Annotated in this window: 6 protein-coding genes, 3 tRNA genes and 2 pseudogenes; 4 read left to right on the forward strand and 7 right to left on the reverse strand. The window is 74.9% G+C overall.

Features of this window, described 5'->3' with window-relative positions:
* Positions 1-693 precede the first annotated feature (693 nt).
* From purD to K7787_RS26750, 4 genes are all read left to right on the forward strand, one after another.
* Complete coding sequence (gene purD, locus K7787_RS26735; RefSeq protein ID WP_223003231.1) at positions 694-1,947, forward strand: phosphoribosylamine--glycine ligase; 1,254 nt, start codon at positions 694-696, stop codon at positions 1,945-1,947.
* 458 nt (positions 1,948-2,405) lie between these two features.
* Positions 2,406-4,838 carry a hypothetical protein gene (locus tag K7787_RS26740; RefSeq protein ID WP_223003232.1) on the forward strand — a complete coding sequence of 811 codons (2,433 nt, stop codon included), beginning with the start codon at positions 2,406-2,408 and terminating at the stop codon, positions 4,836-4,838.
* Between the two features lie 259 nt (positions 4,839-5,097).
* Complete coding sequence (locus K7787_RS26745) at positions 5,098-6,594, forward strand: N,N-dimethylformamidase beta subunit family domain-containing protein (RefSeq protein ID WP_009189445.1); 1,497 nt, start codon at positions 5,098-5,100, stop codon at positions 6,592-6,594.
* A gap of 69 nt (positions 6,595-6,663) precedes the next feature.
* The gene (locus tag K7787_RS26750) at positions 6,664-7,563 is read left to right on the forward strand and encodes a phosphoribosylaminoimidazolesuccinocarboxamide synthase (protein ID WP_009189444.1); all 900 of its coding nucleotides are present in this window, start codon (positions 6,664-6,666) and stop codon (positions 7,561-7,563) included.
* Between the two features lie 52 nt (positions 7,564-7,615).
* Here K7787_RS26750 and K7787_RS26755 read toward each other — a convergent pair.
* The 7 genes and pseudogenes from K7787_RS26755 to K7787_RS26785 form a co-directional block, all read right to left on the reverse strand.
* A tRNA-Gly gene (locus tag K7787_RS26755) sits at positions 7,616-7,691 on the reverse strand.
* A gap of 23 nt (positions 7,692-7,714) precedes the next feature.
* Positions 7,715-8,369, reverse strand: a pseudogene (locus K7787_RS26760) (response regulator).
* Positions 8,366-9,681 (reverse strand): annotated as a pseudogene (locus K7787_RS26765) (sensor histidine kinase). Before K7787_RS26765 ends, K7787_RS26760 begins: the two co-directional pseudogenes overlap by 4 nt.
* 52 nt (positions 9,682-9,733) lie before the next feature.
* Positions 9,734-10,546: an ABC transporter permease gene (locus tag K7787_RS26770; protein WP_223003233.1), complete on the reverse strand. Its 813-nt coding sequence runs from the start codon at positions 10,544-10,546 to the stop codon at positions 9,734-9,736.
* Positions 10,543-11,526, reverse strand: a complete 984-nt coding sequence (locus K7787_RS26775; RefSeq protein ID WP_223003234.1) for an ABC transporter ATP-binding protein — start codon at positions 11,524-11,526, stop codon at positions 10,543-10,545. The genes K7787_RS26770 and K7787_RS26775 overlap by 4 nt, the downstream gene beginning before the upstream one ends.
* Positions 11,527-11,679: 153 nt before the next feature.
* Positions 11,680-11,752: transfer RNA gene (locus tag K7787_RS26780), tRNA-Gly, on the reverse strand.
* Between the two features lie 81 nt (positions 11,753-11,833).
* Positions 11,834-11,905 (reverse strand) — tRNA-Gly (locus K7787_RS26785).
* Between the last annotated feature and the right edge of the window lie 4 nt (positions 11,906-11,909).

Raw genomic sequence — 11,909 nt, forward strand, 5'->3', positions numbered from 1 at the left:
CGGACCGTCCATGGCGTCCCGGCCCTTCGCCCCGGAGCCCACCCCCGTCGCCCCCGAGGACGACATCCCCGAGGACGACGACCCCGACCTGAACGAGTCGGCCCTGTCCGGCCGCGAACTGATCGTGCGGGAACTGGGCGCGACGGTGGTCGAGGAATACACGACGGAGTGACCGCCGGACCGCCCGGCTTCCCTCCGAGTCGCCGCCCCGTCCCGGTCCGTTCGCAGGTTTGCGCCCTGGCGTGGTCCCCGCCATGCGGGGGGGGGTCCCCGCTACCGGCGCGGCGCCCGCGAGCACGCCCGGTGGTCCCCGCGCACGCGGGGGTGGTCCCGGGGACGGCATCATGTCGCCGATCCCGCCGGGGTGGTCCCCGCCCACGCGGGGGTGGTCCCGACCTCGGGGACGCGCGAGCGCTGATCGCTGTGCGGTCCCCGCGCGCGGGGGCGGTCCCCCACGAGCGGCACCGTCGCCGCCGCCTGGGTCGTGCGGTCCCCGCGCGCGGGGGCGGTTTGCCGAGGGCGCGCTGCGCATCCAGGCCGTCGACGTGTGGTCCCCGCGCGCGGGGCCGGTCCTCCGCTGTCTCTTCGGCGCCGCACCCCGGCGTCCCCTCGGAGGAACCTACGAACCCCTGCCCCCCTCCCCCTCGGCGGCCCGCACAAAGGGCCGGACGTGGGTGCCGTTAGGCTGACCCCGTGAAGGTCCTCGTCATCGGTAGCGGCGCGCGTGAGCACGCCCTGTGCCGTTCCCTGTCCCTCGACCCCGCCGTCACCGCGCTGCACTGCGCGCCCGGCAACGCCGGCATCGCCGAGGTCGCCGAGCTGCACCGGGTCGACGCCCTGGACGGCGCGGCCGTCTCCGCGCTGGCCGTGGAGCTGGGCGCCGACCTCGTGGTCGTCGGCCCGGAGGCCCCGCTGGTCGCCGGTGTCGCCGACGCCGTGCGCGAGGCCGGCATCCCGGTCTTCGGCCCCTCCCAGGAGGCCGCGCGGCTGGAGGGCTCCAAGGCCTTCGCCAAGGACGTGATGGCGGGCGCGGGCGTCCCCACGGCACGTTCGTACGTCTGCACGACCGAGGCGGAGGTCACCGAGGCGCTCAACGCCTTCGGCGCCCCCTACGTCGTCAAGGACGACGGCCTCGCCGCCGGCAAGGGCGTCGTCGTCACGGACGACGTCGAGGCCGCCCGGGCGCACGCCGCCGCCTGCGACCGCGTCGTGATCGAGGAGTACCTCGACGGCCCCGAGGTGTCCCTCTTCGCCGTCACCGACGGCGTGACCGTCCTCCCGCTCCAGCCCGCGCAGGACTTCAAGCGCGCCCTGGACGGCGACGAGGGGCCGAACACCGGCGGCATGGGCGCCTACTCCCCGCTGCCCTGGGCCGACCCCGCGCTCGTGGACGAGGTCATGCGGACCGTGCTGCAGCCCACCGTGGACGAGATGCGCCGCCGGGGCACCCCGTTCTCCGGGCTGCTCTACGCCGGTCTCGCGATCACCGGCCGCGGTGTCCGCGTGATCGAGTTCAACGCCCGTTTCGGCGACCCCGAGACCCAGGTCGTCCTCGCCCGGCTGCGCACCCCCCTCGCGGGCGTCCTGATGGCCGCCGCCACCGGCAACCTCGCCGACCTCGAACCCCTGCGCTGGAGCGACGAGGCGGCCGTCACCGTGGTCGTCGCCTCGCACAACTACCCCGGCGCCCCGCGCACCGGCGACCCGATCACCGGCCTGGACGAGGTGGCCGCGAAGGACGCCCCGCACGCGTACGTGCTGCACGCCGGCACCCGGCGCGAGGGCGACGCCGTGCTGAGCGCGGGCGGCCGGGTCCTGTCGGTCACCGCGACCGGCGCGGACCTGACGGAGGCGCGCGAGCGGGCGTACGTGGCGGTCGCGCGGATCGGCCTGGACGGCTCCCAGCACCGCACCGACATCGCCGCGAAGGCGGCGGCGGGCGCGTGACGGGACCCGGGCGGCCCGCGTCCCCCAGCGACGTGCGCCGCCCGCCTCCCTCAGCGACCTGAGCAGCCCCTCCCCACAGCGACCTGGGCAGTCCAGCCCTCCCCGCAGCGCCCCGAGAGCCCCCTCCCGCAGCGCCGCGGAGCGCCCCGCACCGCCTCCCAGCAGCGCGACCAGCACCACGGCCAGTACCACGGCCAGTACCTCTCACCCTCCTTCCCCGACGGTCGGGCCCCGGACACGAGCCGAGGCCCGACCCTTGCTTTGCGTCGACCACCTTTGACCAAAGCCATTCCATCGAGTGAGCAATGCCCCATCCGGCTGACGCGGGCCGAGGCCCCAACTAGGGTGCGGCGCAAGCGTTCCGGCACTTGGCCCACCGGCATTGCGATGTCAGTGACGGGTGCCACAGTGGGGGAGTGAGCAACGCCAGGACAGTCGCGAGGGGGTGACGAACGGCCGTGACCGGTACGGGTGCCGAAGTCGGCGCGCAGTTCGCGCGCTCCAGGGCCCTCGCCGTGCTGCGCGTGCGCGGCCGGGCGCTGGCCGTCGCCCTGCTGCCCGCCGCCCTCGCCGTGATCCTGCTCGCGGGCGGCTCCACGGGCCATCTCGTGGGCGGCGGCTGGGACGCGGCCCGCTGGACCGTGGGCGTCGTCGCGCTCGTCGTCCTGCTCGCCGCCGCCGGCGTCGGCGTGGTCGTCGCCCGCTCCCGCCCGGCCATGAGCCCGACGGTCCCAGTGCCCGAGGAGACCGCCCCGGACCTGTACCGGCTGGTCCGCGACCTGGCCGACCGGCTCGACGTCCCGGCGCCGTCCGCCATAGCGCTCACCCCGGACTGCGACAGCTGGCTGGAGGACCGCACCCATCCGGCCCACGCCCCACCCGAACGCGCCGACCGCTCCGAACGCGCCGAGGACACCGACCGCGACGAGCCGGACGGGCTGCGCGGCCTGTCCCCGTCCCGTCCGCGCCGTACGGCGGCGGCGCCCGTCCTCGTGATCGGCTCGCCGTTCCTGTGGTGGATGCGGGTGGGCGAACTGCGCGCCGTCCTCGCCCCGGTCGTCGCCGGTACGGGACCCGCCGCGCACCCGGACATAGCCGCCGCCCGCCGGTTCGTACGCGGCCTGGACGCGGCGGTGGGCGCCGCCTCGACGCCCGGCCGCGGCCCCCTGACGCGCGCGGTGCACGCGGGCGTCGGCCCGGTCGCCCGGCTGCTGCTGCGCGGCTGCCGGGAGGACGCGGCCCTGATGGAGCGGGGCGTGGCCGCGGCGGCGGCCGAGCGTGCACAGGCTGTGGACTACGGCCTGCGGATCGTCGCCCAGGAGCAGGTGGGCCTCGCGTACGCGGGCTGGGACCGGCTGCTGACCCGGGTCGCGCTGCCCGCCTGGCGGATGGGCCGCTGGCCCTCCCGGCTGGACGCGGGCGTGGTCGCCGCCCTCACCGAACTGTCCCGCCGGGACCGGCTGGCCGAGGGCTTCGCGTCCCGGCTCGGCGAGCGCCCGGCGTGCGATCTGCTGGAGGAGCCCGGCGCGGTGGACGAGGCCACCTCGCTGCTGGCCGCGCGGCTGTTCCACGGCGGCCCGGCCGAGCAGGGCCCGGACTGGGCCCCGGTGGACTGGCAGGCGTACCCGGAGGAGGTCGTGGACCGCAAGTGGCGCACCGACGCCGCCCGGCTCCACCGGGTGCTGGACGCCCTCGGGGTGCCGCACTGTCCCACTCCGCCGGCCATCGACCCGCACGGCCCGACCCTGGCCCGCGTCCTGGACCACCTCTCCGTCCCGCCGCGCCCCGCGGCCGCCCCGCGCCCGCCGACCCGGCCGCCCACCGCCGCGGACGGTACGTCCGCGATCCCGCCGCACCCGATACGCACCGCCCCGCCGACCGCGATACCCGGCTCCCCGGCGACATCCGCCGACTCGGCGCGTCCGGCGCTTCCGGCGCTTCCGGCGGATCCGGCGGATCCGGAGGCGGTGTCGGCCGGCGCGGACGCCGGGGACGACGCCATGACCGAGGACCTGGAGCAGGCCCTGCGGCGAGGTCTGGAGGAGGGCCTGATGGACGCGGACGCCACGCATGACACGGACGACGCCCCCCGCACAGCCCCCCTGGACCAGCCGGACCGTCTGGACCAGCCGGCCCCCTCGGACCAGCCGGCCCCCTCGGACCAGCCGGCCCCCTCGGACCAGCCGGCCCCCTCGGACCAGCGGGACCCCCGGCACCAACCGGCCCCCCGGCGCCAGCCGGACGCCCTGGACCCCTGGGACCGGACCGACCAGACCGACTGGACCGACCAGTTCGCCCAGTCCGACCGGGCCGACCAGTCCAATTGGACCGACCAGATCGCCCAGACCGACCGGCCCGACCAGCACGACCAGATCGGTCCGACCGACCACATCGTCCCGACCGTCCCGACCGACCCGATCCACGCCCCCGACGACGCCCCGGAGGACGAAGAGGAGGCCGACCTCGCGGGCGGCCTCGCGAACGAGCGCAGCGCCGCCCTCGCCGCCGGTCTCACCGCCGAGCTGGCCCGCGAGGAGGCCGCCGCGCCGGCGGCGCGCACGGCGGCGCAGGGAGCCGGCGGCCAGGGAGCCGGCGCGCCCCCCTGGGACCAGGACTCGCTGCCGCTCTTCCCGCTCCAGCCGCCCCGCACCGGCCGCGAACTCCTCGCCGACCACGTCACCGCGATGGTCTGCTGCGCGGCGATGGACACCGCGGGCGCGGTCCCGGGCCTCGACTGGCTCGACGGCCCGACCCTCCTGGTGGACGGCGTGCGCGCCACCGATCTCGGGGCGAGGGTGCTCGCCCTGGTCGAGGACGGCGACCCGGTCCCGCTGCGGACGTGGTTGATCGATTCGGGCATACGTCCGGAGAAGCCGGTGCGCCTGGGCTGACGGCGTTCTGACCAGGACCGACGCCGAACCCGTCGCCGCTCTACCGGACGGCCTTCTTCCACTTTCGGCCAATTCGCAACGACTAGTGACAGCATGCGTGCGTAATGTGATGTGCTGGGACCGATCGCGCGCGTGGCAAACGCCCCCGACATACGACAGGCACCGACAACCGCACAGTGAGCCGGCCGGACAGCCGCTCAAGGACGGACCCGCACCACCGCGCGAGCCGCCGAGGGGGCCACGAGGGAGGGGAACGGGCATGGGATCGGAGCGCATCCGCCGCTGGGAGTCGGGAGCCCTCGCACACGCCGTCACGGACCCCTTCGGACAGGGACCCGTCCCCTGGCTGCGCGGCAGCGAGACCTACTTCGACGACACCGGCCACGTCGTCCCCTGGTACGTCGACCCGGCGCCGAACACCGCGCTGCCCGGCGCGCCCCGCGTCCCGGCGCCCCGGTCCGCCGGCGGCGGCCTCCGCTCGGCCGACGACGTCCACCGCCAGATCAAGGGCTTCGCCTCCACCGGCGCCGTCACGCCCGGCGAGGCGATCGACTTCCACATCACCGTGGACCCGCCCCAGCAGTTCGGCGTGGACGTCTACCGCATCGGCCACTACGGCGGCGACGGCGCCGCGAAGATCACCACCAGCCCCCGCCTGTCCGGCATCGTGCAGCCGCCGCCGCTGACCGCCGACCGCACGGTCTCCTGTCATCACTGGTGGCTGTCCTGGCGGCTCCAGGTCCCGTCGTACTGGAGCACCGGCGCCTATGTCGCCGTGCTGACCACGGCGGACGGCTACCGCTCGCACATCCCGTTCACCGTCCGCGACGACGACCCGGCGGATCTGCTCCTGCTGCTGCCGGACGTCACCTGGCAGGCCTACAACCTCTACCCGGAGGACGGTCACACCGGCGCCAGCCTCTACCACGCCTGGGACGAGGAGGGCCGGCTGCTGGGCGAGGCGGACGCGGCGACCACGGTCTCCTTCGACCGCCCGTACGCGGGCGCGGGCCTGCCCCTGCACGTCGGGCACGCCTACGACTTCATCCGCTGGGCCGAGCGCTACGGCTACGACCTCGCCTACGCCGACGCCCGCGACCTGCACGCCGGCCGGATCGACCCCACCCGCTACCGCGGCCTGGTCTTCCCCGGCCACGACGAGTACTGGTCGGTGCCGATGCGCCGCACGGTCGAACTGGCCCGCGAGACCGGCACCTCGCTGGTCTTCCTGTCCGCCAACACCATGTACTGGCAGGTGGAGCTGGGGCCGTCGCCGTCCGGGGTGCCCGACCGCCTGCTGACCTGCCGCAAACGCAAGGGCCCGGGCCGCCCGGTGCTGTGGCGGGAGATCGACCGCCCCGAGCAGCAGCTCATCGGCATCCAGTACGCCGGGCGCGTGCCCGAACCGCGCCCGATGGTCGTGCGCAACGCCGACCACTGGCTGTGGGAGTCGACCGGGGCGGGCGAGGGCGAGGAGATCCCCGGCCTGGTCGCGGGCGAGGCGGACCGCTACTTCCCGCGCACCCCGCTGCCCGACCACCAGGACCGCATCCTGCTCGCCCACTCGCCCTACCCCGACGCCGACGGCGTGCGGCGCCACCAGGAGACCTCGCTGTACCGGGCGCCGTCCGGGGCGCTGGTCTTCGCCTCCGGGACGTTCGCCTGGTCGCCGGCCCTGGACCGTCCGGGCCACGCCGACCCCCGTATCCAGCGGGCCACCGCGAACCTGCTGGACCGCATCTGCAAACGCGACTGACCCGCTGTCCGAGGCCGCCGCCCCCGTACGGGACAATCGAGCCATTGGACAGAACCACGGGGAGGAACCGTGTCCGGATTCGTCGAAAAGCCCGAGCCGATCCAGGTTCCGGGCCTGGTGCATCTGCACACCGGCAAGGTGCGCGAGCTGTACCGTAACGAGGCGGGCGACCTCGTGATGGTCGCCAGCGACCGCATGTCCGCCTACGACTGGGTGCTGCCCACCGAGATCCCCGACAAGGGCCGCGTGCTCACGCGGCTGTCCCTGTGGTGGTTCGAACGGCTCGCCGACCTGGTCCCCAACCACGTCATCGGCACCGACCTGCCTGACGGCGCCCCCGCCGACTGGGCCGGCCGGACCCTGGTGTGCAAGTCGCTGCGGATGGTCCCGGTGGAGTGCGTGGCCCGCGGCTACCTCACCGGCTCCGGCCTCGCCGAGTACGAGCAGAGCCGCACCGTCTGCGGTCTCGCCCTGCCCGAGGGCCTGGTGGACGGCTCCGAGCTGCCCGCCCCGATCTTCACCCCGGCCACCAAGGCCGAGGTCGGCGAGCACGACGAGAACGTCTCCTACGAGGAGGTGGCCCGCCAGGTCGGCGCCGAGACGGCCGCCGAGCTGCGCCAGGCCACCCTGGCCGTCTACAGCCGGGCCCGGGACATCGCCCGGGAGCGCGGGATCATCCTGGCCGACACCAAGTTCGAGTTCGGCTTCGACGGGGAGACGCTGGTCCTGGCCGACGAGGTCCTCACCCCGGACTCGTCCCGCTTCTGGCCGGCCGACCAGTGGCAGCCGGGCCGCGCGCAGCCCTCGTACGACAAGCAGTACGTCCGCGACTGGCTGACCTCCGCCGAGTCGGGCTGGGACCGCAGGAGCGAGCAGCCCCCGCCGCCGCTGCCGGAGAAGGTCGTCGAGGCCACCCGTGCCAAGTACGTGGAGGCCTACGAGCGGCTGACCGGCACCAGCTGGTCGTAGCAGGGGAGCGGAAACGACCGAGCCCCCCGGTGGAAGCCGGGGGGCTCGGAACTGGAGCGGACGACGAGGCTCGAACTCGCGACCTCAACCTTGGCAAGGTTGCGCTCTACCAACTGAGCTACGTCCGCGTTGCGCCGTGGCGCGAGAGCCACTATACCCAACCTCGCTCGCGTGCGAGGCGTACCGCCGCATGCCGGATTTCCGCGCCGAGTTTCGTCACGGCCGAGGACAGGTAGTTGCGGGCGGTCCCGGCGGACAGGGCGGCCCGCTCGGCGATCTCCGTGACCGGCGCGCCGTCGGCGGCCAGCTCCAGCACCTCGGCCTCGCGCGCGGTCAGCGGGGAGTCCCCGGCGGAGATCGCGTCGGCGGCCAACTCCGGGTCGACGGTGGGGGTCCCCCCGCGCCGTTCAGGCGTGGGGGAGGTTTCCGGCGTGGACGGTGCGGATGATCTCGGCGAGCCGCTGGGCGCTGACCGTCTTCGGGACGAAGCCGCGCACCCCGGCGGCGAGCGCCCGTTTCAGATGCCCGGGCCGCCCGTGGCTGGTCACGATCAGCACCCGGCAGCCGGGCAGCTCGGCGCGCAGGGATGTGGCGACCTTCACACCGTCCGCGCCGGGCATCTGGAGATCCAGCACGGCCACGTCGGGGGTGTGCGCCCGGGCCATGGCCAGTGCCTCGGGTCTGCTGGCCGCCTCGGCGACGACCAGCAGGTCGTCCTCCGGGGAGAGCAGCGCGGCGAGCGCGCCCCGGATGAGGTGTTCGTTGCCGGCGAGCAGCAGCCGGACGGGGGCGGGGGACGTCGTCATGGGGTGACCTCGCTCAGCGCACGGGCGGTCTCGGTGGTGCCGGCGGGCCGCAGCGGCACCTCGGCGGTCAGCCGGAACCGTCCGCCGTCCACCGGTCCGGCCCGCAGGGTGCCGCCGAGTTCCGCCGGCCGTTCGCGCAGCCCGGCCAGTCCCGAGCCCGGTCCGCCGCCGGGGGAGCCGGGGCCGCCGCCGGGTGAGCCCGGCGCCCCGTCGTTCTCGACGGACAGTTCGGCCCGGCCATCCTCGGTCCGCAGGGCGATGGCGCAGGTCCGGGCGTCGCCGTGCCGGAGGACGTTGGTCGCCGCCTCGCGGACCACCCAGCCGAGCGCGGACTGCACCGGGGCGGGCAGCCCGGCGGCCGAGCCGGTGATCGCGCAGTCGATGCCGGCGGCTTCCAGCACGCCCTGCGCGCCCGCGAGTTCCGCCCCGAGGTCGGCCTCCCGGTAGCCGCGGACGACCGCGCGCACCTCGCGCTGCGACTCCTGCGCCAGCCGCTGCACCTCGACCATCTGGTCCACCGCCTCGGGCCGTCCGCGCCGCCCCAGCCGCACCGCCAGCTCGGCCTTCAGCGCGATCACCGCGAGGTTGCGGCCCAGCACGTCGTGCAGGTCCCGCCCGAACCGCAGCCGCTCCTCGGCGACGGCGAGTCGCGCCTCGGTCTCGCGGGCGCGTTCGGCCTCCCACAGCACCGACGGGGTCCACGCGCCGCAGCGGGCGGCCAGCAGGGACATCGCCAGGGCGAAGACGACCAGGAGCCCGGTCATGAGGACGTCCAGGGCCGTGCGGAAGGCGAGGGCGGACGCGGCCATCAGGACGGCCGCCAGCAGGGCGGAGCGGCGCAGCAGCACGGGCACCGTCACCAGCAGCCCGTACAGCAGGCCGAACGTCAGCAGGGCGGCGCCGACCGCCAGCCGCGCCGTCCAGGGGGTGATGCCGCCGACGAGGGCCAGCACCATGGGCAGGACCAGCGCCAGGACGAGCAGGACCCCAGCGCCAGGACGAGCAGGACCAGGGAGGGGCGCAGGGCCCGGGCGGGCAGGGCGCCGCGCCCCAGGTACTGGTCGAGCGCGGGCCGGGCGAGCCGGTTGGCGGCCAGGCACTGCAGGGCGCCGACGACGAGCAGCAGGCCGCCGAGGACCAGCGGCACCGGCCGGTGCCGCACTCCGTCGGCCACCGGCAGCGCCAGCCAGGTCAGTTCGAACACCCAGATCGTGGCGCACCAGGTGATCACGCTCTGCAGCTCGACCCGTTCGGCCTTGCTGCGGTCGCGCCAGTTGCGCCGCTGCCAGCCCCGTATCCCGCCGAGCACCATGGCCCTCCCCTCCGTCGTCCCCCGGGCGGTCGGCCCGTCGTCCCCCGCGCGGTCAGCACCGCGGGTCCCAGCGGAACCACCGTCGCACAGCGAACACCGCCGCCGCCGTCCAGGCCAGGGCGACGGCCAGCGCGCGCAGCGCCTCGGGTCCGCTCAGCTCGCCGGTCCAGCCGCCGCGCACCAGGGTGATGACCGGGGTGAGCGGCAGGAGTTCGCAGATCCGGGCCGCCGTGTCGGGCAGCAGCTCCAGCGGCACCATGACGCCCGAGCCCAGCATCGAGACCAGCACCAGCGGGATCGCGGTGACCTGGGCGCTCTCGGCGGTGCGGGTGAGACCGGAGGTGACCGCCGCCAGGGCCACGGCCAGGGCCAGCCCCAGCAGCAGCCCCGCGACGGCGAGTTGGGGTGCGTGCGGGGCGGGCAGATCGAGGAGCGCCGTGCACGCGGCGGCCAGGATCAGCGACTGCGCAAGCCCCGTCACGACGGCCGGTACGGCGGCCCCGGCGAGGATCTCCGCGTCGCGCGCCTCGCCGGTGCGCAGCCGCTTGAGGACGAGCTGTTCGCGGCGGGCGACGAACACGCCGACGAGGGTGGAGTACACGGCGAACAGCAGCGAGAAACCGACGGCGGCGGGCAGGACGACCAGCCCGGCGGTGAGACCGGCGTCCGCGAGCTTCATCCGGTCGGTCACCGAGTGCACGCTGAGCGGCAGCGCCAGCGGCACGAACACCGCCGAGACCAGCGTGCTCTTCGTCCGTACGAACAGGGTCAGTTCGGCCCGGGCGAGCGCGGCCATACGGCCCCTCGCGGTGGTGTGCGCGGCCCGGGTGCGGGCGGGCGCCGGTGCGGTGACGGTGTCGCTCATGCGGCGTGCTCCTTCGTACGAGGCTGCGACCCGGGCGTCTGTGCCCCGGACGCGGCGGCCTCCCGTGCGATGCCGAGGAACGCCTCCTCCAGCGAGGCCGACCGGGCGTCCAGCCCGTTCAGTTCGACCCCGGCGTGCCGCGCCCACAGCAGCAGTTCGGTGGCCGTGCGCTGCAGTGCGCGGGTGCGCAGCCGGACGACGCGGCCGGCCGTCTCGTGGCCGCACACGCCCAGCTCGGCCAGCGGCGGCAGATCGCCGAGGAAGTAGCCCTCGGGCAGTTCGAAGGAGATCCGGGAGGGCTGCGCGGCCGTCACCTCGGCGGGGGTGCCGGCCGCCGCGATGCGGCCCTCGTGCAGGATCGCGAGCCGGTCGGCCAGGCCCTCGGCCTCCTCCAGGTAGTGCGTGGTGAGCAGCACGGTCGTCCCGGCGTCGCGCAGCGCGCCCACCAACTGCCAGGTCTCACGGCGCCCTTCGGCGTCCAGCCCGGTCGTCGGCTCGTCCAGGAACAGCACCTCGGGGTCGCCGAGCAGCGCGAGCGCCAGATCCAGCCGCCGCCGCTCCCCGCCCGACAACTGCTTGACCCGCACCTCGGTGCGCCGCTCCAGCCCGACCAGCGCGAGCACGTCCCGGGGCGGTCGCGCCCCGCTCACGCAGCCGGCCCACATCCGCGCGGTCTCGGCGACGGTCAGCTCGGAGGGGAAGCCGCCCTCCTGGAGCATCACTCCGGTACGCGGCCGTACGGCGGCGCGCTCGGTGAACGGATCGTGGCCCAGGACCCGTACGCGTCCGGAGGCCGGGGCCGCCAGGCCCTCCAGCAGTTCGACGGTGGAGGTCTTTCCCGCGCCGTTGGTGCCCAGCAGTGCGAAGACCTCGCCATGTTTCACGTGAAACGAGACCCCGCGTACCGCCTCGAACCCGCCCCCGTACACGCGCCGCAGGTCGGTGACCTCAATCGCGTGGTCGTGTTCGTCGATGTTCATGAGACCAGCGTTCCGCCGGTTCGGCGCCGACAGCAGTGCGCGGTGTCATGAGTCGCCATGACAAATGTCAGGACGGTGATCGCGGGGAACACGACCGTGGATCGCGGGGAACACGAAAAGACCCCGGTCCAGTGGACCGGGGTCTTTTTCCCGAGCGGACGACGAGGCTCGAACTCGCGACCTCAACCTTGGCAAGGTTGCGCTCTACCAACTGAGCTACGTCCGCATTGCCTCCGACCGGCTCCCACCGATCGGTGCGAGCACCAGCCTACCTGATCCACAAGAGTGGTCCGGACCGGCGGTGCAGAGCGGGTGACAGGAATCGCACACTGCGCCTTCCCCCTGGAAGGGGGATGTTCTGCTACTGAACTACACCCGCATGT

The organism is Streptomyces sennicomposti, from assembly GCF_019890635.1.
Classification (GTDB): Bacteria; Actinomycetota; Actinomycetes; order Streptomycetales; family Streptomycetaceae; genus Streptomyces; species Streptomyces sennicomposti.

Coding starts and splice junctions, on each gene's coding strand:
- K7787_RS26745 (WP_009189445.1), top strand. CDS start 5,098: ATGGGATCGGAGCGCATCCGCCGCTGGGAGTCGGGAGCCCTCGCACAC.
- K7787_RS26770 (WP_223003233.1), bottom strand. CDS start 10,546: ATGAGCGACACCGTCACCGCACCGGCGCCCGCCCGCACCCGGGCCGCG.
- K7787_RS26775 (WP_223003234.1), bottom strand. CDS start 11,526: ATGAACATCGACGAACACGACCACGCGATTGAGGTCACCGACCTGCGG.